Genomic DNA, 21574 nt, shown 5'->3' with positions numbered 1-21574 from the left:
AAAATGAGTCCGGGGATTTCCCCAGACTCATTTTTTACTTCATTAAAATGCCGGTACAATAGCACCTTGGTACTTTTCATTGATAAATTTCTTAACTTCTTCGGAGGTTAAGGCTTTGGTTAATTTTTGGATTTCCGGGCGGTTTTCATCGCCTTTGCGGACGGTAAGGATATTCACATAAGGGGAGTCTTTTTGTTCAATAAACAAGGCGTCTTTACCGGGAACCAGCTTGGCCTCCAGCGCGTAGTTGGTGTTAATGACAGCTAAAGTCAGATCATCCAGGGAACGCGGCAATTGAGCAGCTTCCAGTTCGCGGACTTTTACATTTTTGGGGTTGGCGGTAATGTCGCTGACGGTAGCGGTAACGCCTGCGCCGTCTTTAAGTTTAATAATGCCGGCCTTCTCTAGGAGTGCCAAAGCGCGGCCGCCATTGGTGGGATCGTTCGGGATGCCAATTTCTGCGCCGTTTTGCAGGTCATTCAGGTTTTTAACTTTTTTAGAATAAATCCCCATGGGTTCGATATGTACGGCAGCAGTATAGGTTAGATCCAGTTTGCGCTCGGCGCTGAACTTGGTCAGGTAGGGAATGTGCTGGAAGAAGTTAGCATCAAGTTCTTTTTCCGCAACAGCCATGTTAGGACGGACATAGTCGCTCATTTCTACCACAACCAGATTGATGCCTTCTTTTTCCAGAATGGGTTTGATGACAGCAAGAATTTCAGCATGGGGCAGAGGGGTTGCGCCTACTTTGATAGTCTTTTTCTCAGTTGCTGAAGGGGCAGGGGTTTCTTTACCGCCGCACCCGGCAAGGAGAGTGGAGAACGCCAATAAAGCGGCAAGCAATAATAAGGTAATCTTTTTCATGACATATTCCTCCTAATAGTAGTTACTTTACTAATGACACCAAGGTAAGACAATGTTCTGGCTAAAAAAAGCAGGTCAGCCTCCTCCCGTAAAAATAGTGAAAGCCATTTCGGCAGTCCGAAATGGCTTGTTGTCCAGTTCTTCATCTGCCAGGAAAGTATCCTGTGGAATTGGCACCGTTCGCAAATTGCGATGGTTGCCGCAGCGTCATCGGGCCATTCCCTCAGCCAGCTCTTGATGAACAATATGTAATTTATGAAATTTATATTAGCACCGATAGGTATGTCTGTCAATAAAAATATAATTAAATTAGTAAAAATGAGTAAAATAGTAAAAAGTTTTAATTCGATAAAGCTGGAAAGGAATAAAGAAGGAAAAAACAGGTGTGTAGCGAATAGATAGTGTAAGCAAGTATTTACAGGAGGCGTAATAGTATGACCGCAAATCCCAAATTGAAAGATGCACTTACCGACCAGCTGTTTCGGGGGATTTTATCGCTTAGCAGCGAGGAAGAGTGTTACCAGTTTTTTGAGGATGTATGCACAATCGGCGAACTTAAGGCGATGGCGCAGCGGCTGGAAGTGGCGCGGCTGTTAAAGGCAGGCGTCATTTATGACGATATTGTTGCCGCTACCGGTGCCAGTACCGCAACCATCAGCCGGGTTAAGCGCTGCCTTTATTATGGAGCCGACGGTTATAAAGCTGTGTTGGCCCATCTGGAGGAAAACAAGGCTGAGTAGAATGGAGTGTTAATATGAACAAAAATTTTGTACCGCAAATTCCGTATGGGACGCGGGACTTGCTGCCCCGGGAAGCCAAGCAGAAGCGGATTGTCGAGGGGGCACTGGCCGATCTATTTTCCTGCTGGGGCTATGACGAAATAGTAACACCGACCTTTGAATATATGGAAACACTGGCAGTGGGCACAGGCAGCAACATTCAGCAGCATGTATTTAAATTTTTTGATAAAAACAACCGGATTCTGGCACTCAAACCGGATATGACAACCCCGATTGCCCGGGTGGCGGCAACCAGACTGAAGGAAATGCCGTTGCCGCTCAGGCTGTTTTATCTTACCAATGTCTTTCGCCATGAGCAGGCGCAGGCCGGCAGACAATGCGAGTTTTATCAGGCCGGGGTGGAGCTGTTAGGTGCGCCCGGTCCGGCAGCCGATGCCGAAATTGTGGCCCTGGCGGTAGAAGCTATGCTGGAAGCCGGGCTGACCAATTTTCAAATCGGCTTAGGCCAGGTGGATTTTATCAACGGCCTGATGGCGGAAAGCCAGTTAAGCCCCGAGCGCCAGCAGCAGATCAAATCCGCCATGGTTACCCGCGATTTAGTTGGGCTTGGCGAACTGCTTTCACAGAGCGGACTTAAGCAGGCAGCGCAAGAACTGCTTAAGCAAATTCCGCTTTTGCATGGACGGGAGGATATGTTAAGCAGAGCCTACCGGTTGGTCAGCAATGACCTCAGCCGGGCGGCGCTGGATAACCTGGCCGATATTCACAAGCTGCTTGCAGGCTATGGTGTCGATCAGTATGTCAATTTTGACCTTGGCATAATTCGTGACTTTGATTACTATACCGGCATGGTATTTGAGGGCTATACGCCGGGACTGGGCTTCCCGCTGTGCGGGGGCGGGCGTTATGATACGATGCTGGCTTCACTGGGGGTTGCCAACCCGGCGACAGGTTTCGCCATGGGAATAGAACGGATGCTATTAGCTCTGGAGCGCCAGGGGATTGGCGTCAGCGTGCAGGGTAAAGATGTATATATTGCCTGGACGGAAGGTAAGCTGGCGCAGGCCATTGAAGCGGCTAACCAATGCCGGCGGCAAAGACGCCGGGCAGAACTGGCGCTTGCTGCCGAACCGCGGGCGGTGGCGGAAGCAGTGGTTCGCACCCGGGGCTATGAGGAATTGATATATATTGAGTAAACGGATAAAACAGGTTGTAGCGGCGGTCACTGCCCGGATTAGCGAAACAGACAGGCAGTTTGTGGAGCGGTATTTAGACCCGGCGGCAGCCGCCTTCTTTTGGCAGATGAACCTACCTGACCAGCGGCATGCTTTGAATGTAGCCTACACAGCCGGGGAACTTGCCGCTAAGGAAAAGGATGTTGACCAAGAATTACTGCTAACATGCGCGCTGCTTCATGATATCGGCAAGATAAAAGGGGATGTCAGCGTTGCCGATAAAATCATTACCGTAATTTTGGATACCCTTGTGCCGCGCTGGGCCAAAAGCTGGCAGCGACTGGGGCGGGGTGGCAAGGTAGCCAATCTCCGGCATGCTATGTATATCTATTATCATCATGCCGCCCGGGGAGCAGCTATGCTCGAGGCGGCCGGGCTTGACAGGCGGATAACCGGGATCGTGGCCAGGCATCATGAAGCGCCGGCAGACGGCGAACCGGTAGAGCTTACACTGCTCAGAGCGGCTGACAGCCTGAATTAGTCTCTCAAGGTACTAATAGCCTTTGACTTTGTCAACCACATTCAGCATTTCACGCCCCTGGATAAAGCGGGTAAGATTATCGGCAAACAGCTTAACGGAGCGGTCAAGATAGGCCGGTGACAGGGCGGCAACATGCGGTGTAATGATAACATTGGGCATGCTCCATAACGGACTGCTCTCAGGCAGCGGTTCACAGGCAAAGACATCCAGCCCGGCACCGGCAATGAGGTTTTGCTCCAAAGCGGTGACCAAATCATTTTCATTGACAATAGCCCCTCTGGCGATATTGAAGAAATAAGCCGAAGGCTTCATTGCCGTAAAATGCTGCAGTCTAATCCGGTTTTGCGTGCTTTCGGTCAGCGGCAGGGCGGTAACCGTGAAATCGGCCTTGGCCAGCATTTCCAGCAGACTATCATCATCCGGCGGATACAGTTTATCTACAAATAATTCTGTGGTGACCTCCTGCTTGCTGGCAAGTACCGTCATCCCCAGCGCCTTGGCCTTTTTCGCAATCTCGCGGCCGATAGAGCCTAAACCGACAATGGCGAGGGTACTCCCGTGCAATTCACCGGCGGGAATGCGTTTCCACTGCCGGGTCTCCTGCTGGCGGAGACTGACGGTAAGTCCCCGGCTGAAAGCCAGCATCATGGCCAGCACATGTTCCGATACCGGGATACCATGGATACCTTTCGCGTTTGTCAGGATGGTGTCTGCTGCCTGAATTTCAGGAAACAGCAGCTTTTCCACTCCCGCGCTTAGGGCATGAATCCATTCCAGGTGAGGAGCAGCCTGGTATAAATGACGGGTTTCCATCCAACCCCAGGTGACTAAGATATGGCAGGAGGGCATATGCTCGAGAGCATTTGCTTCATCGGTAACAAGTATAGTAACATTTGGCTCGGCAGCCAGAATAAGCTCCCTATGGCGGTCGGCAAGCGGGTTGAGCACGACAATATTCAGCGCAGACATAAAGAACCTCCTTATTGCGTTACGCTTGGTACGGTTAGTATCCTGCCAAATACTTCTACATATGCAGGCGGTTTTCCTACCTCACCCGGAAAGATTGCCGGATATCGGGAAATAAAATATAGGAGCTATTGACCTTTATAATATATCGTGTTAGTATATTATCTAATTAATACTTTAATATGATAAAGAAGGAAAATAGGAGGCATGACATGACCTCAAATGATATGGATTATCTGACAATTGCCTTGCCCAAAGGCAAGTTATTTGACCTCTCGGCCAATATGCTGGCCAAAATCGGCTATACGGCCGAAGGTCTCAGTGAGAGCTCGCGCAAACTGGTCATTACCAATGAAGCGGAAAAAATCCGGTTTATTATCACTAAGACAGCTGATTTGCCCACCTATGTGGAATATGGCGCCGCCGATATTGGCATTATTGGCAAAGACGTGCTGCTGGAAGAAAACAAGGATGTTTACGAGCTGCTGGATTTAAAGTTTGGCTTTTGCCGGATGATGGTAGCGGTGCCGCAGGCGCTCAAACAGGAGAAACTGAGCGATTACGCCCATATGCGGGTGGCCACCAAATATCCGCGGGTGGCGGAAAGCTTTTTTCATAGTATTGGCATTCAGATGGAGATTATCAAGCTGAACGGTTCGATAGAATTAGCACCCATGGTAGGCTTGGCTGAGATTATTGTGGATTTGGTGGAAACCGGCCGGACGCTGAAAGAGAATAATTTGGTGGAAGTTGCGCAGATTCAGCCGGCAACCGCCAGATTTATTGCCAACCGGGTGAGCTTTAAAATGAAATTTGACCGGATCAATAAAATGGTGGAAGGATTAAAAGAACTGGTAGAGAGTGAGGCCAAAGCATGAAAACAATATTCAGCAGTTTTTTAAGTAAAGAGGAAATGGCGGAAATATTGGAAAAACCGTCTTTTGACAAAGTAGTTTTGGGTACAGGAGCCCAAAACAGAATAAAAGAACTCTTCGGCGAAGCTCTCTCAGCCAGCCAGGTGGTGGAACGCATTGTCGAAGAGGTGCGCAGCCAGGGGGATGAAGCGGTATTAAAGTACACCAAAGTCTTTGATGGTGCCGATTTTACTGCCGATGCCCTGGAAGTAACCGCAGACGAGCTGGAGAGCGCGATGGCCGGCATTGACGGCGAGGTGCTGGCTGCGCTGGAGGCCGCAACTGTTAATATCAGGAAGTTTCATACCGAGCAATTGCCCAAATCCTGGTTTACCGAACGCGAATATGGCGCCCTGCTGGGGCAAAAGTGTACACCGCTTGACCGGGTGGGCATTTATGTTCCCGGTGGTACTGCCGCCTATCCTTCCTCGGTGCTGATGAACGCAGTACCGGCCGCTGTAGCCGGGGTAAAAGAAATTATCATGGTTGTGCCGCCAGGCAGGGACGGGCGGGTAAATCCCTATGTGCTGGCAGCTGCCAAGCTGGCCGGAGTAACAAGAATATTCAAAGCCGGTGGTGCGCAGGCAGTGGCGGCACTGGCTTTTGGCACAAGCACCATTCCCAGGGTTGACAAGATTACCGGCCCTGGCAATATTTTTGTTACTTTGGCCAAAAAAGCGGTTTATGGTCATGTGGATATTGATATGCTGGCAGGCCCGAGTGAGATTCTCATTGTGGCCGACAGCACGGCAGACCACCGCTATGTGGCGGCAGATATGCTGAGCCAGGCTGAGCATGATGTTCTGGCTTCCAGTATTCTTGTCACCGACAGCGCTGAGTTGGCGAAAGCGGTAAGTAAAGAAGTGGACAAACAACTGGCCGCCCTGCCGCGCCAGGAGATTGCCGCCCAATCCATTGAGGATAACGGTTTGATTATTGTTACGCCGACAATCCTGGAAGCCGTTGAACTGGCCAATCTTTCCGCACCCGAACACCTGGAACTCCTGACAGCAGAGCCATGGAAACTGCTCCCCCATATCCGCCATGCCGGTGCTATTTTTATGGGAGCCTACTCACCCGAGCCGCTGGGGGACTACTTTGCCGGTCCCAACCATGTCCTGCCTACCGGCGGGACGGCCCGGTTTTACTCTGTGCTCAATGTGGAAACCTTTATGAAAAAAACCAGTATTATTGCCTATACCCAAGAAGCGCTGGCCGCTGTCAGCAGTCAGGTCATTACGCTGGCAGAAGCCGAGGGACTGGATGCGCATGCCAATGCGGTTAGGCTGAGGGGGAATTAAGATGTTTACACCGCGTTTAGGGCTGGAAACCCTGAAAGCCTATTCTGTAGAAGAGAGTAACTGGCGTATCAGACTGGATGCCAATGAACGGCCCGCTGACCTGCCGCCGGCCGTTAAGGCCAAAATCCTGGAAAAACTGGCAGCCCTGCCGTTTAACCGGTATCCCGAACTAAGTGCCCAGTCGTTAAAAACTACAATTGGCAATGATTTTGGCTTATCTGCCGCTAATGTAATTATCGGCAATGGTTCCAGTGAAATTCTGGAGGCCGTATGTTATGCTTTCGGCGGCACCGGCCGCAGTGTTGTCTATCCGAGCCCCTCCTTCTCCATGTATGGTATTTATGCCAAACTGGCAGACAGCCGGCCTGTACCTGTTGAACTGACTGCCGATTACACTGTAGACGCCGATAAGCTGCTGGCAGCCGCCCGTGAAAATGCAGCCGGCATTATCCTGCTCTGCAATCCGAACAATCCTACCGGGACAGTTATGCCGCCGGAGCAGGTGGAGTACATTGTGAAGAGCACGCAAAGCCTGGTGGTTGTCGATGAAGCCTATCACGAATTTTACGGCACAAGCGCAGTCAACTTGCTGAATAAATACGCCAATCTTGCCATTACCCGCACCTTCTCCAAGGCCTATGGCCTGGCGGCAGCCCGGGTAGGCTACCTGTTGGCTGATGAAGCCATTGTCAGGACCATTGGCAAGGTATTATTGCCCTACAATGTAAACGCCTTAACCCTGACGGCAGCCGAAACAGTATTTGGCATGCGCGGGGCTTTTGCCGACAGCCTGGCGGAAAACCGCCGCGAGCGTGAGCGCCTGACAGCCGCGCTGAGTACTGTTCCCGGTATAACGGTATATCCCTCGCAAACCAATTTCCTGCTCATTAAGAGTGAACAGGCGGCAGTGCTGGCGGCCAGGCTCAGTGCCCGGGGCATCGGTATCCGTGATTTCAGCACAGTTCCCGGCCTGCTTGGCTGTATCCGCATTACTGTGGGCACACCGGCCGAAAATGATGCAGTATTGGAGGCTGTAAACTTATGAGCCGTACTGCCAGTATCGAACGGGTAACCGGTGAAACTGCCATCAAGGCGGCTTTGACGCTTGATGGCAGCGGCCAGACAGCGGTGGCTACCGGCATTGGTTTCTTTGACCATATGCTCATCTTATTTGGCAAACATGGTCTGTTTGACCTGACCGTTACGGCCAACGGTGATTTACAGGTTGACGGCCACCATACGGTAGAAGACACCGGCATTGTCCTCGGGCAGGCCCTGGCCAAAGCTTTGGGTGACAAAACCGGCATTAAGCGTTACGGCACGGCTTTTGTGCCGATGGATGAAGCTCTGGCTATGGTATCACTGGATATCAGCGGCCGTCCCTATCTGGTATTTGATGCCGTACTGCCCGGCGAACGGGTGGGGCAGTTTGACAGTGAGCTTACTGAGGAGTTTTTGCGGGCACTCAGCCTTCATGCCGGACTTACACTGCATGTGCGGCTGTTATCAGGCAAGAATACTCATCATATGATTGAAGCCATTTTCAAAGCGCTGGGGCGGGCACTGAATGAGGCCACGCGTCAGGATGACAGGATACAAGGCGTCATGTCAACTAAGGGAATGATATAGGGGAGGTTCGGCGATGGCGCTTAAAACCTTAGCAATTATCGATTATGGTATGGGCAATCTGCACAGTGTGTCCAAGGCGTTTGCCAAACTAAACGCCGAAAATGGCGGTGAGTATGCCATCGTAGTTACCAGCGATCCGGCTGTAATTCGCAGTGCCGGCAAAGTAGTGCTGCCAGGCGTGGGGGCATTTGGTGACTGTATGGCTAACCTTACCAGTTATGGTCTTATTGATAGTATTAAAGCTGTGGCCGGGAGCGGGACACCCTTTATGGGGATTTGCCTGGGGCTGCAGTTATTATTTGACGGCAGCGAGGAAGCTCCCGGCGTGCCGGGACTCGGACTCCTGCCGGGAATGGTGCGGAAGCTGGTTGCGCCGGGACTCAAAATTCCCCATATGGGCTGGAATAATCTCGAGCTTAGGACGCCCAGCCCGCTCTTTGCCAAGCTGCCGCCAGCCCCTTATGTTTATTTCGTCCACAGTTATCATGCTGTGCCTGACAATCCGGCAGTGGTTACCGCAGTGACTATGTATGGCGGTGCGGTGACGGCAGCCGTAGGCAGCGGTAATGTGCAGGCAGTGCAATTTCATCCTGAAAAATCAAGTGCGGCCGGCTTGGCTATTTTGGCTAACTTTTTAAGGAGTTGAAATTATGATCATTTATCCGGCAATCGATATTCGGGGCGGGCGATGTGTCCGGCTGACCGAAGGCCGTTTTGATAAAGAGACAGTATTTGCCGATAATCCGGTTGATATGGCGCGCCAATGGGCAGCCGCCGGCGCCGAATACCTGCATGTGGTGGATTTGGACGGTGCCTTAGCCGGTAAACCGGTTAATCTGGAAATCGTCAGTGCGATAGCCAAGGCAGTGCCTGTTCCGGTACAACTGGGTGGCGGCATTCGCACCCTGGCAAATATCGAACAAGTGCTGTCAGCCGGTGTCAGCCGGGTGATATTAGGTTCTGTCGCTGTCCGCAGCCCGGAACTGGTGCGGGAAGCCTGCCGGCAGTTTGCCAGCCGGATTGTTGTGGGCATTGATGCCCGGGACGGTCAGGCAGCCGTTGACGGCTGGGAAGTGTCCGGCGGGGTAGGGGCCGAAGAGCTGGCCGGGAAAATGGCTGCTGCCGGTGTTGCCCGGATTATTTATACCGATATCTCCCGCGACGGTACCCTGCAGGGCGTCAATGTGGCGGCAACCGCAGCGCTGGCGCAGGCGGCAGGCATTCCGGTGATTGCCTCCGGCGGCGTTAAGAGCCTTGAGGATATTACGGCGCTGAAAGCCGCCAATTTTGGCGGCGGCATTGAGGGGGTAATTGTGGGTAAAGCCATTTACACCGGTGCGCTGGACTTAGCGGCGGCGATTGCTCTTGCCAGGGAGGGGATGAGGTAATGTATACCAAACGCATCATTCCCTGTCTTGATGTGAAAGACGGACGGGTGGTAAAAGGCACTAACTTTGTTGGCCTGAGAGATGCCGGTGACCCGGTGGAATTGGCTAAGGTCTATGATGATAAGCTGGCCGACGAGCTGGTTTTTCTTGATATTACGGCTTCCTCCGACGAACGCAGGACCATGGTGGACGTAGTGGAACAGGTGGCAGCCGAAGTATTTATTCCCTTCACCGTCGGCGGCGGCATTCGTACAGCAGAGGATATCCGGACAATGCTCAAAGCCGGGGCGGACAAGGTTTCCCTGAACACGGCAGCCGTGAAAAATCCGGAGCTGTTGGCCGAAGGCGCCAAACGCTTTGGCCGTCAGTGCATTGTGCTGGCCGTGGATGCCCGCCGGTCAGGACCGGACCAATGGGAAGTGTATATTAACGGCGGACGGACGCCGACCGGCATGGATGTGCTGGCATGGGTTACCCGTGCCACTGCGCTCGGGGCCGGGGAAATTCTTTTAACAAGCATGGACAAAGACGGCACCAAGGACGGCTATGATATCCCCCTGACACGGGTGGTATCGGAAGCCGTCAAGGTGCCGGTCATTGCTTCGGGTGGCGCCGGTGAACTGGAACACTTCTATGAGGTGTTGACAGCAGGCAAGGCCGATGCCGTGCTGGCGGCGTCAGTGTTTCACTACGGCCAGTTTACCGTAGGACAGGTAAAAGACTATCTTAGATCCCGTGGAGTAGAGGTGAGACTATGAAGATAGATATGATAAAATACAACGCTGACGGCTTGGTGCCGGCCATCGTACAGGACGAGGCTTCCGGCACGGTGCTGATGCTGGCTTATATGAATGCCGAAGCCTTGCGCAAAACGCTGGCAACCGGTGTAACCTGGTTCTACAGCCGCAGCCGCCGCTCGCTCTGGCAGAAAGGCGAAACCTCCGGTCATGTGCAAACGGTAAAAGAGATGTATTATGATTGTGATGCCGATACTATCTTGGTTAAAGTAAACCAAACCGGCGCAGCCTGCCACGAGGGCACCTTCTCCTGCTTCAGCCGCAGGCTGGATGCTGAAACTGCCCAGGCGGAAACCCTGGTCGAGCCCGGCAAAATCTACAAAGAGCCGCTGGCCAATGTGATCTATGAACTGTACCATGTCATCAATGACCGCAAACATAACCCCAAAGAGGGGTCGTATACCAACTACCTGTTTGAAAAAGGCCAGGACAAAATCCTGAAAAAAGTCGGTGAAGAAGCGGCTGAGACTATCATTGGGTCGAAGAATAATGACAAAGCCGAGATATTGTATGAAATGGCCGATCTTTGGTATCACTGCCTGGTACTCCTGGCAAACCACGAGATTGCGCCAAGCGAATTAATGGCAGAATTGCAGAGCCGGAGGAAGTAATGAGAGGGAGTAGAGCGAAACGCTCTGCTCCTTTTAACTTAAATCATTCCCCGCATACAATGTAAAAATTTGTATTCCTTTTAAAGAATTAATAGCAGGAATTTACTGATATATGACGAATAATTCCAAAATCATGTAAAATAGTTAAATTATAAAAAAAATTACATCATTTGTTATGTAAATATAGTGTGTTAAATAATGAAAGTGATGAACCTTAGCCTGTATCTGGACACTTGGGTTAAGGGGAGCTGCTAGTGTAACCGGCTTTATTTTTTAGCTGACCGGTTTTTTGCCGGTCATTTTTATTTTATAAAATTGTCAATAAAGCAGGCGTGCAAAAATCAAAGTAGGAGACTATATCGCACATGGATAAGCCCAGATATTCACAAGTAATCAAGCTTAGCGCACTCATCTTGCTCATCTATTTTACCGGTATGAATCTGGCTTGGGCGGCACCAACACGCACCGATACAGAAGAACAAAACCGCAAAGCCCGTCAGGCTGAACAGGAGCGCAGCCAGCGTCAACAAGGGAACGATGTTTTCCTGCAAAAAGAAAAACGGGGTAGTGAATCTATCGTGCTGCCTGCTGAAATCCCCAGCTTCCCCATCAGTACCATCAACATAGCCGGTGATGAAGCAGGGCGTTTTCCCTGGGTACATGACATTACCAGCAAGTACCAGGGCCAGAAGATCGGCTGGCAAGGAATTAACCTCATCGTTAAAACACTTACCAACGCCTTTATCGACCGCGGCTATGTGACAACCAGAGTGCTCATTCCCCAGCAGGACATAGCAACCGGTGTGCTTACCCTGCAAGTTGTTCCCGGTACCATTAAAGACATTCAATTATCTGACCCTGCCGGCAGTGCCGACTGGAAAAGCGCCTTTCCCGCAAGATCGGGCGATATTCTTAACCTGCGCGACCTTGAGCAGGGACTGGAACAAATGAAACGCGTCCCTTCCCAGGATGCTGAGCTGCAGTTGCTGCCCGGGGACAAGCCTGGTGAATCCATCGTACAAATCACCGTTACCCGGACAAAACCCTGGAAAGTCATCCTGTCGTTAGACGACTCCGGCAGCAAAGCTACCGGTAAGCTGCAAGCGTCGGAAACCCTCTCGGTGGATAACCTGTTTGGTATCAATGATCTTTTCCACGTCTCTTTTAACAAGGATGCCGAAAAAAATGGCTATCGTTATGGAACCCGGGGAGACAGCTTCAGCTATTCCGCTCCTCACGGCTACTGGACCTATTCCCTGTCCAGCTCGGTATATAAATACCATCAGACCATTGATAATTACGGCACAGCGTTTGTTGCCTCAGGCCAGACCCGCAACCTTGAAGTAAAAGCAGAAAAATTAGTGTATCGTGACCAGACACGTAAAACCAGCCTGGCTTTCAGTGTCACCAAAGCTGCCAGCAAATCCTATATTGATGACACAGAAATTGAAATTCAGCGGCGTAAAACCACCGCCGCCAAACTGGCAATGAACCACAGGCAATACAACGGCCAGACCGTTGTTGACTATACCCTGGCCTACAAGCGGGGCGTACCCTGGTTTGGAGCCCAGGATGACCCGGCCGACAGTGCACCCGGTGAGCCTACCACCCATTATAACCTCTGGACACTGGACGCCAGTCTCATAACCCCTGTCAGCCTTGGCAAGACCAAAGCCAGCTACAATGTCGCCTTACACGGACAATATACCAAAGACCTGCTGTACGCCTCAGAATTTCTCAGTATCGGCAACCGTTATACCGTACGGGGCTTTGACGGCGAACAGACCCTGGCTGCTGAAAATGGCTGGTACCTGCGCAACGAACTCAGCATACCCATCCAAGACTCTGGTTCCGAAGTCTACCTGGCGGTAGATGCCGGTCAGATTAGTGGCCCCTCAGCCGACCAAACCTTTGGCAAAAGCTTAATGGGTTCGGCGTTAGGCCTGCGGGGCAACCTGGGCGGTGCCCTGTATGACGTATTTATCGGTACACCCATCAAACGGCCGTCCGGGATGAAAGTGCCGGAGCAAGTGCTAGGGTTTCAGCTGCTGTATCAAATCTAAAGACCTGTTTGGCATGATATTTCAAGGAGGAAATAGAATGAAGTTTTTTTCTTCAGGGAAGAGCAAACCTAAAATACTGGTGGCGTGGATTACGCTGGTGCTGTTTAGTTTACAGCCGGCTTTGACAGCAGCCCAGGTAATCGTCGACGCAAACGCACCCAACGCCCACCGGCCGACAATAGATACGGCCCAAAACGGGACAACCGTCGTGCAAATTGCCAAACCGTCGGCGGCAGGCGTATCCCGTAACCTCTATCAGCAGTTTGATATCACCCAGAGCGGCCTTATTCTTAATAACTCCTATAAACTATCCAAGACTCAACTGGCAGGCTACATCCAGGGGAATGCCAACCTCGCAGGCGGCTCCGCCCGCATCATCCTCAACGAAGTAACCGGCCATCAGATCAGTCACCTGCGCGGTTACCTGGAAGTAGCCGGTCAGCGGGCCGATGTCATCATCGCCAACCGAAACGGCATTGTCGGCAACGGCTTTGGCTTTATCAACACCAACCGGGGTGTGCTCACCACCGGTGTACCTGTATTTGGCGGCGGCGGTAGCCTCGAAGCCTTCCGCGTAACCGGCGGCCGCATCAGTGTCGAAGGCGACGGCATCAATGCCAGCGAGGCTGACCGCGTGGACCTCATCAGCCGGGCTGTCACCGTCAACGCCGGTATCTGGGCCCAGGAACTCAACGCCATCACTGGCAGCAACCAAGTCGACTACAACACCTTACACACCCACACCATCACCGGTGAAGATACCCAGCCCCTGGTGGCTCTGGACGTCAGCGCCTTAGGCGGTATGTATGCCAACAAAATTAAACTGGTAGGGACCGAACAAGGCGTTGGTGTCAACAGCCAGGGAACTCTGTCTGCCAATAGCGGCAATCTCACCCTAACCAACGACGGCAAAATTACCCTGGCCGGCGATGTCAAAGCCGGCGGCAGCATCAACATCAACGCCACCGATGCTATAACCAACAAGGGAACCCTCTTCGCGCAAAGCAGTGCCAGTATCGGCACTGCCGGCTCCCTGGCCAACAGCGGCATAATTGCTGCCACCCAAGATACCCATATCACTGCCCAAACCGTAGGCTCCACCGGCATCCTGGCTGCCGGCATACAAGCTAACGGCCAGGTCGGCGCCAGCGGCAACCTCGCCGTGACCGCCGCCGACAGCCTGGCTGCCACCGGCATCAACCGTACCGGCGGAAATTTGGACTTAACCGGTACAAGCATCGACTTAACTGGCGCTAACACCTATGCCGGCGGCGCGGCCAACCTCACCGCCACCAACGGTGACATCCATCATACCGGGGCTACTTTAACCGCCGGTGGGGTGCTAACTATGAATGCCACCGGCAACATTACCAATGAGCAAGACGGTAGTGGCGCAGCCGGACAAATCACTGCCGGTCAAGTCATGCTGACCGCCAACGACCTATCCAACCAAGGCGGCAGCATCCTGCAAACCGGTGAAGGCATTACCCGCCTTACCGCCGTTAATACCCTTGATAACAGCGGCGGCAAAATTGCCAGTAATGGCGCTGACCTTGTCCTGGCAGCCCAAAACATCAGTAACGACCAAGGAGCCATCGAGCATGCCGGCTCCGGCGCTCTGACCATACACACCACCGAAGACCTCAATAACCAGGAGGGCTCTATTGCCGGCAACGGGCTGGTTACTATCCAGGCCCGGCATACCGGCAATATCCAAGGCACTGTCTACGCCCAAAAACAACTGGCTATTCATGCCGGGACCGTAACCAACAACCAGGGAACTATGGCCGGTGGTGATAAGCTTACCCTAAACGTACAAGGCGCAGTCCATAACCAGGCAGGTCTGATACAGTCCGAGCAAGGTCTTGCTATAGAGGCTGAGTCCCTTGACAACCAAAGCGGCACGATTCTTAATCTGGACGAAAGCGAAACCCGCATTACCACAACTCATGACCTGCAGAACCATGACGGCAAAATTGCCAGCAACGGCAGTATGCATATGGCAGCCGGCAACCTCATCAATAACGGCGAGATTACTTCCTTAGGCAGTCTCGACCTTACCGTCAACCAGAATCTCGATAATGCCGAAGGGACCCTGCATGCCAAACAGGATATGACTTTGCAGGCCGGTAGTGTCAATAATACGCAAGGCAGTGTTACCGCCGGCGATTTCCTCACAATAACCGCTAATGCTGTGAACAACACCGACGGCATCATATCGACCAAGAATGACCTCACCCTAAATACCCGGCGTTTGGCAGGCAACAGCGGCCAGGCAATTGCCGGCCGGGATGTAACCCTGGTATCTGCCGGCGACTTTACCCAGGAGACCGGCAGCCAGCTTAAATCCAACCGGAATATCCTGGTTGACATTAACGGTACCCTTACTAACCAGGGGAATATCACCGCCGTTGGCGATACCACTTTGACCGCCAATAAGATTACTAATGATACAACGGGAACCGTGGCTGCTGGTATTGCATTGCAGGTTTCTGCTACTGAAGCGGTGAACAACAACGGCCGGTTGGATGGCAAGGTTGTGAATGTAGACAGCAAAGCAGTGACCAATACCGGTACCGTAACGGCCGATACGCTGACTGTAGATGCCAACAACATTATCAACGTCGGTGACGGAGCTATGCTGGCCAGTACCGGTGATATGACACTTACTGTCAAGGACGCACTGGCAAACAAAGACGGCGCTACCATTTATAGCTTGGGTGATATCACAATAGTCGGCAGCAAGCAGCGTGATGACAGTGAGCAACCGGTGGATAAAGCTAACTCGGTGTTGAATCAGTCGGCTACGATTGAGGCTGAGGGTGATATAGGTATTTATGCACAGGATATCACGAATAAGAAGCGAATATTCGAAACGCAGCAGATGGTCTTACAAAATGAAACTTATCCTTATGAGATACACCCAACAAGACTTATAGTTCCTGAAAGTTCTACATTTTTAATTGGCACAACTGTTTCAGAAACAAGAATTACTCAAGATTCACCAGCGGGAAAAATATTAGCTGGAAATGATATGGTTTTGAAAGCTAATACAGTAAATAATGATTCGAGCTGGATGTTAGCAGGAAAATCCCTTTTTTCTAATACTACTAGTCCAGTCAATAATACTAGTATAGGTTCTACCCGTATTACCACAAATCATTATTATTCAGCTACTTACTACCAGTTCGGAGGATTACATATTACAGATGAAAATTATTATGACGTTTCTACATCAGAACAACTTCCTGGAGCTATGTCACTATTTGGTGGGGGACAAGCGGTAATTATTCAAGCACCCAGCGTTAATAACATTATTAAATCCCCAGTCAATGTTACTAATGGAAATGTCTCTACTTTGCCTCGTGCGCAGCAAAATAACGAAATAAGGATAGCGAATGGATCTACATTAAATATCACTCTGCCGTCCAACAGTTTATACATTATTCATAGTGATCCCGACAGTCACTACCTCGTGGAAACAGACCCGCGGTTTGCCAATTATTCAAATTTTATTTCCAGCGATTACATGCTGAATCAGTTAGGGATTGATCCATCTAAGAAGATGAAGCAAATTGGTGATGGCTTCTATGAACAGCAGCTTATTAGGGACCAGATCGCCCAGCTTACTGGAAGGCAAATGCTAAGCGGCTACTCTTCTTCTATTGATGAATTTAAAGCTTTGATGGACAATGGTGCAAGCTACGCCAAACAATTTAATCTTACTATCGGCATTACCCTAACTGATGAACAAATGACACAATTGACGTCACCTATGATCTGGATGGAAGAACAAATTGTAGACGGGCAGAAAGTGCTTGTACCGGTAGTCTACCTTCCTAAGACGCAAGCTGGTGAACTCAAACCGAGTGGCGCTTTGATTAGTGCTGACAATGTCCAAATTAACACAACTGGGAATGTGACTAATACTGGCGTTATTAAAGCCAATAACAGTGCACAACTGACGTCAACTAATATACTCAACATGGGAGGTAATATTAATGGTGGCGCAGTAACCCAAATTACAGCTCAACAGGATTTGCTCAACCAAAGCGGCACGATTGGGGGCGGACAACTTTCGCTTGTTGCTGGTCGAGATATCAAAAATGAAACATTAACTTCAGAAAAAGATGCAGGAATAATCTCTAAAATCGAACTTCAAAAGCAGGCAAGCATAACAGCCGGACAAAGTTTAACAGTCCAAGCAGGGCGCGATGTGACTATTTCTGGTGGACAACTTTCGGCTGGGCAAGACATTTCGTTAAATGCTGGTAAAGGTATTGAAGTTGGTTCTGTGGTTGCTAAGGATCACTTTGCCTATGGTAATTACATAAAGGATGACACCACTAATTTGACCAGTAACATTCAAGCCGGCGATAACGTAAGCCTTGTGGCCCAGCAGGATACCAACCTTACTGGTGTGCAGGTAAATGCAGGTCAAGATCTTACAATTAAGTCTGTATCTGGTAATGTTAACATTGGTGCAGTTAAAGATGAGAAGATAATTGATAAAAAAATAGGTTCGCTTAGTAATTGGAAGAGAACCCGCACTGACGATGAAACCGTTATTGGCAGCACCCTGCAGGCAGGCGGCAACGTCAAGATTACCGCAGTTAACCCGGAGACTCCCACCGCTAACGGCGGCAATATCACAATTGCCGGCAGCCAGATTTACAGCGACAACGGGACAATCGCCATCGATGCTGATAAAGATGTAACCATTCAGGAAGTTAAGGAAAAACATGAGTCGCTAGTTCAGACTCATCGGAAAAAGAGAGGAACCTTCTCTTCCAAAACCACAGATACCCTTGACTATTCCTTAGTCAACGAAGTACAAGGCAGCACCATTTCTGGTGACTCGGTAACTATTAATTCCGGTAAAGACCTCACAGTTAAAGGGAGTAATGTCATTGGCACGAATGATATTATCCTTCACGCCGATGACAATATAACCCTGACTTCCGCTCAGGAAACCGGCAAAGAAGAACACTACAAACGCGTAAAAAAATCCGGTCTCTTCAGCGGTGGCGGATTTGGCTTCACCATCGGCAAGCAAACCCAGACTACAACCCTGAACGAGCAAGTCAAAGCCGAAGTCGGCAGCACCGTCGGCTCCCTTGCCGGTAATGTTGCCATCACGGCAGGCAACGATGTAAAGAGCGCAGGCACTCTGATTGCCAGCGGCAATGACACCAACATCACCGGCAAAAACGTGACCATTGACAACACTACTAACACCTATGACAGCCAATACAAGTATGAATTTAAGCAGAGTGGTTTGTCTGTATCCCTGGGAGGAACTGTCATAGACCTCGGTACAAACCTCGCCCATGACATAAACCGTGCAGGCGACGTCCAGGATAACCGCCTCCAGGCCCTCTATGGTTTCAAGGCCCAGCAGGACCTCAAGCAACTCGGAGATAAACTGGAAGGCAATTTCAAGGATGGTTTGTCCATCAACGTCAGCATTGGCACCAGTAAAACCAAGTTCGAGCAAAACACCCATGTTGAGACCGTAAACAACTCCAATATAACTGCCGGCGGCGACGTCACCATTACAGGTACAGCAGGCGATGTCAATCTAAAGGCAACCAATATTAATGCCCACGATGTAACACTTGATGCAGCAGAAAACCTCAACATAGGGTCTGCCCAAAATGTTTCACTAACCGACACTAAAACAAGCTCTTCCTCGGCTTCCCTTGGTGCCTCCTTTGGCCTGTCAGGAGCCTTCAACGGTATCACCGGCAGTATCGGCGCCAGCAAGGGCAAAGAAAATCAGTCAACTACTACCAATACCGAAAGCGTAATCAATGCTGGCGGTACTGCGACCTTAAAGTCCGGAGACGATACTAATATAATCGGCTCTCAGGTTAAAGGCGAAAAAGTGGTAGCCGAGGTTGGCGGTAATCTAAATATTATCAGCCAACAGGATAGTGAGACCTACACCGAGAAAAATAAAGGCGGCAGCATTGGTTTTGGTACAGGAAAAATTAGCGGTACCCATGGTTCTATCAGTACCGGTAAAATTAACTCTGATTACAATAGTGTTATTGATCAGGCAGGTATTTTTGCAGGTGAAGACGGATTTGATATCCATGTTGGTAAAAACACCGACCTGAAAGGCTCGGTTATTAGCAGTGAGGCTACACCGGATAAGAATAAGATTAGTACCGATACGTTGACATGGATGGATTTGCACAATAAGGCCAAATATAGCTCCAGTAGCATGGGCGTCGGCTATGCAGCAGGAAAAGATGCCAACGGAAAAGACATAGAAAAGAAAAACAAAGGGTTAACTCCCAATATTGGTGTAACGGCAAGCGGGGAAGCAGAGAGTACGACACAATCTGCTATTTCACCGGGGACCATTGAAGTACGGAGTAATCCAAATCAGGATTTGAGCGGATTAAGTCGTGATACCTGTAATACGCTAAATGCCCTGGGTAAAATATTTGATAAACAAACAGTACAAGAACAGCAGGAATTAGCAGGCTTATTTGGTGAAGAAGTATTTAAAGCAATTGGTAATCTGGGATTGCCGGAGGGGAGCCTTGAAAAAATCACACTGGACGCATTTGCCGGCGGTTTAATGGCCAAACTCGGTGGCGGTAGTTTTGCCTCAGGTGCTGCCGGGGCAGCCTTCAACCAAATCGTCATAAATGAATTGGCGAACATTAAAGATCCGGCACTAATGCAATGGGCCAGCGCGGTTCTGGGTGCTGCTGCTGCAAAAGTCGTGGGTGGTAATGCTCAAACCGGAGCAAGTACAGCAGTTAGTGAGACGAAGAATAACTATCTATCACATTGGCAAAAGGAAGAAAAAAAGCGGCAACTCGCTGAATGCGCTACCGATGAAGAGCGAAGGAATATTGAAAAATATTGGGATTCCGTCGACATAGTACAGGATGCTATAATGAGTGCTAAAGGCTATACACCACAAGACTTAAAGAATAATGATAATTTAATGCAGGAAGTAGCGGCAAGAGCACAAGAAATTTTGTCAAATCCCAATGCAACTCCCGGTGACTATGGTAATTTTAAAATTACGCCAGCAGGAGAACTATTAGTTTTAGTTGCAGGGGCATATATTGCAATTAGTTTTGACTGGAAAACGTTTACATTGGGGTCCTCTGTTTATGCAAGCGGGTCTAAAGTAAATATACAAAATTCCCAGATTGGAAAGAAGTTAGTAGACCATGCTGCTGACTATGGATTGGCTTTATCTAAGGAAGGGGCTGCAACGTATAGAAATATTACACAAAAGGTATTACAAAATGCAACAGAAGTGCGGGTAGGGAACTGGAAAACCCTTGGTGAATGTGAATTTTATATAAATGGTGCAGATGTAGCTATTGTTAAAAATGGAGAATGGGTATCGACATTTCCGTTAACTAATCCTGGTACAGTTGAGTATATAAAAAGTTTGGTAGTTAAGTAGGTGAGTGTATGGGTGACAAAATAGAATTTGTTTATCTTTCAAATCGGAGCAATAGAGATACCTTAACTGCAGTTTTGGGTTCACTTAGCCAAATAGGGTGGACATTTAACCACTCTAATGAAGGTGAATATACGTACTGGATTGATGGACCGATTTGGATGTTCGGGGATTCCAAAACTTTTAATATTAGAGAGAATAATGCATATGCAAGCATTATCGATGATTTAGCAAGCCATTTTTCTCCGTCTATAACACTGGGAGCGGACTGGTTCGGGAAAACTGTAAGAGCGAGGCTTTCAGTTATCGAAAACCATAATGAATGGAAAGAAGTAAAGTTTTCAGTTGATAGGTATGATGTACTCGATTCTTTTGATGCAAACCAAAGAGAAGAAATTATATCGTGTCTATGCAATGTCTTTACTAATATTGTATCAAGTCTTATGCCGTATTATGGAGTTGCCGCTACTGAAACAGTGGGAGTTGTTGAATCACCGAAGGCTCTCAAGGTTGCGAAAAATATTTTGGGCGACATTAATTATTTTTGTAATGAAGTAGTAAAGGAGTTAGATTTTGAAGAATTTGAACAGACTTATAAAATCGAATTCTTCGGTAACATAGGGGGAGTATTAATCAAAAAAAAGGGATTAATGGAACTAGGCTAACATAAGTAAAAGAGAGGTCCCGTGGACGTAAAAATCCACTGATCTCTCTTCCTCTCAGTTGTCGTCTGGTGAACAAACAACAACTAGTAATGACGAAGGGGACGTCAGACTGAAAAGGACAAAAGGGACGTTCCTTTTTTGTCACGCATATGATAAGATACGTGTGATAAATATAGTAAGATTCTTTTAGCGGAAACCGGCAGGACAAATACAAGCGAAGAAGAAATACGATGAAGAATAATGCAGTATACAGGCGGGCGGGAAATTCACGCAATAATAAGCTGGTCTAAAATAGAACGAGATTACGTAATTCTTCAGTTAAAAGAAAAAGAAGTTTATCTATTCGTTAAATTGAGCGGGCAACAGGAATATCATGCGTAATACCAAAAGTTGTCAAATAAGGAACGTCCCGTGCGCCAAGAAGCGCCCGGAGTAAAGCGGGAGGGAATCCCGTCTGGGAAGGCCTAGCCAGTCACCCAGTA

At 49.5% G+C, this 21574-nt stretch carries 16 protein-coding genes and 2 riboswitches; of the genes, 14 read left to right on the top strand and 2 right to left on the bottom strand.

Annotated elements, in window-relative coordinates; all coding sequences use genetic code 11:
- Nucleotides 1–42 precede the first annotated feature (42 nt).
- A complete protein-coding gene (locus GT1_RS17025; protein ID WP_188399698.1) occupies nucleotides 43–864 on the bottom strand; it encodes a MetQ/NlpA family ABC transporter substrate-binding protein in 822 nt (273 codons plus the stop codon).
- A 139-nt stretch (nucleotides 865–1003) separates the two neighbouring features.
- A riboswitch (SAM riboswitch) is annotated at nucleotides 1004–1108 on the bottom strand.
- A gap of 190 nt (nucleotides 1109–1298) precedes the next feature.
- Between GT1_RS17025 and GT1_RS17020 the strand changes: the two genes are divergently transcribed.
- The 3 genes from GT1_RS17020 to GT1_RS17010 are packed head-to-tail and all read left to right on the top strand — an operon-like array spanning nucleotide 1299 to nucleotide 3320.
- Nucleotides 1299–1604: a YerC/YecD family TrpR-related protein gene (locus GT1_RS17020; protein ID WP_188399697.1), complete on the top strand. Its 306-nt coding sequence runs from the start codon at nucleotides 1299–1301 to the stop codon at nucleotides 1602–1604.
- Between the two features lie 14 nt (nucleotides 1605–1618).
- On the top strand, nucleotides 1619–2800 hold the full coding sequence (gene hisZ, locus GT1_RS17015) for an ATP phosphoribosyltransferase regulatory subunit (protein WP_188399696.1): 1182 nt from the start codon (nucleotides 1619–1621) through the stop codon (nucleotides 2798–2800).
- Nucleotides 2793–3320 (top strand): HDOD domain-containing protein, encoded by a 528-nt coding sequence (locus GT1_RS17010; protein WP_075756637.1) that lies wholly within the window; start codon nucleotides 2793–2795, stop codon nucleotides 3318–3320. Before hisZ ends, GT1_RS17010 begins: the two co-directional genes overlap by 8 nt.
- Nucleotides 3321–3332: 12 nt before the next feature.
- Here the strand turns inward: GT1_RS17010 and GT1_RS17005 are convergent, their stop codons facing one another.
- The gene (locus tag GT1_RS17005; protein ID WP_188399695.1) at nucleotides 3333–4289 is read right to left on the bottom strand and encodes a D-2-hydroxyacid dehydrogenase; all 957 of its coding nucleotides are present in this window, start codon (nucleotides 4287–4289) and stop codon (nucleotides 3333–3335) included.
- A gap of 209 nt (nucleotides 4290–4498) precedes the next feature.
- On the opposite strand from GT1_RS17005, the gene hisG reads away from it, so the two are divergent.
- From hisG to GT1_RS16950, 11 genes are all read left to right on the top strand, one after another.
- Nucleotides 4499–5164, top strand: coding sequence for an ATP phosphoribosyltransferase (gene hisG, locus GT1_RS17000; protein WP_075756639.1), 666 nt, complete (start codon nucleotides 4499–4501; stop codon nucleotides 5162–5164).
- Nucleotides 5161–6501 carry a histidinol dehydrogenase gene (hisD, locus tag GT1_RS16995; RefSeq protein ID WP_188399694.1) on the top strand — a complete coding sequence of 447 codons (1341 nt, stop codon included), beginning with the start codon at nucleotides 5161–5163 and terminating at the stop codon, nucleotides 6499–6501. The genes hisG and hisD overlap by 4 nt, the downstream gene beginning before the upstream one ends.
- Before the next feature lies 1 nt (nucleotide 6502).
- Complete coding sequence (gene hisC / locus GT1_RS16990; RefSeq protein WP_188399693.1) at nucleotides 6503–7546, top strand: histidinol-phosphate transaminase; 1044 nt, start codon at nucleotides 6503–6505, stop codon at nucleotides 7544–7546.
- On the top strand, nucleotides 7543–8130 hold the full coding sequence (gene hisB / locus GT1_RS16985; RefSeq protein ID WP_188399692.1) for an imidazoleglycerol-phosphate dehydratase HisB: 588 nt from the start codon (nucleotides 7543–7545) through the stop codon (nucleotides 8128–8130). Before hisC ends, hisB begins: the two co-directional genes overlap by 4 nt.
- Before the next feature lie 13 nt (nucleotides 8131–8143).
- Complete coding sequence (gene hisH, locus GT1_RS16980) at nucleotides 8144–8776, top strand: imidazole glycerol phosphate synthase subunit HisH (protein WP_188399691.1); 633 nt, start codon at nucleotides 8144–8146, stop codon at nucleotides 8774–8776.
- A gap of 4 nt (nucleotides 8777–8780) precedes the next feature.
- On the top strand, nucleotides 8781–9518 hold the full coding sequence (gene hisA / locus GT1_RS16975; protein WP_188399690.1) for a 1-(5-phosphoribosyl)-5-[(5-phosphoribosylamino)methylideneamino]imidazole-4-carboxamide isomerase: 738 nt from the start codon (nucleotides 8781–8783) through the stop codon (nucleotides 9516–9518).
- Nucleotides 9518–10276, top strand: a complete 759-nt coding sequence (gene hisF, locus GT1_RS16970) for an imidazole glycerol phosphate synthase subunit HisF (protein WP_188399689.1) — start codon at nucleotides 9518–9520, stop codon at nucleotides 10274–10276. The genes hisA and hisF overlap by 1 nt, the downstream gene beginning before the upstream one ends.
- Nucleotides 10273–10926: a bifunctional phosphoribosyl-AMP cyclohydrolase/phosphoribosyl-ATP diphosphatase HisIE gene (gene hisIE, locus GT1_RS16965; protein WP_188399688.1), complete on the top strand. Its 654-nt coding sequence runs from the start codon at nucleotides 10273–10275 to the stop codon at nucleotides 10924–10926. Before hisF ends, hisIE begins: the two co-directional genes overlap by 4 nt.
- Before the next feature lie 193 nt (nucleotides 10927–11119).
- A riboswitch (cyclic di-GMP riboswitch) is annotated at nucleotides 11120–11201 on the top strand.
- A 90-nt stretch (nucleotides 11202–11291) separates the two neighbouring features.
- The gene (locus GT1_RS16960) at nucleotides 11292–12989 is read left to right on the top strand and encodes a ShlB/FhaC/HecB family hemolysin secretion/activation protein (RefSeq protein ID WP_188399687.1); all 1698 of its coding nucleotides are present in this window, start codon (nucleotides 11292–11294) and stop codon (nucleotides 12987–12989) included.
- A 37-nt stretch (nucleotides 12990–13026) separates the two neighbouring features.
- Nucleotides 13027–20430: a hemagglutinin repeat-containing protein gene (locus GT1_RS16955; RefSeq protein WP_188399686.1), complete on the top strand. Its 7404-nt coding sequence runs from the start codon at nucleotides 13027–13029 to the stop codon at nucleotides 20428–20430.
- Nucleotides 20431–20438: 8 nt separating this feature from the next.
- On the top strand, nucleotides 20439–21092 hold the full coding sequence (locus GT1_RS16950) for a hypothetical protein (protein WP_188399685.1): 654 nt from the start codon (nucleotides 20439–20441) through the stop codon (nucleotides 21090–21092).
- Nucleotides 21093–21574: the final 482 nt, after the last annotated feature.

This window comes from Sporomusa sp. GT1, from assembly GCF_014634905.1.
Lineage (GTDB): Bacteria > Bacillota > Negativicutes > Sporomusales > Sporomusaceae > Sporomusa > Sporomusa sphaeroides.
The sequence above is the reverse complement of the archived record's forward strand: the minus strand, read 5'-3'. Positions and strand labels throughout refer to the sequence as shown.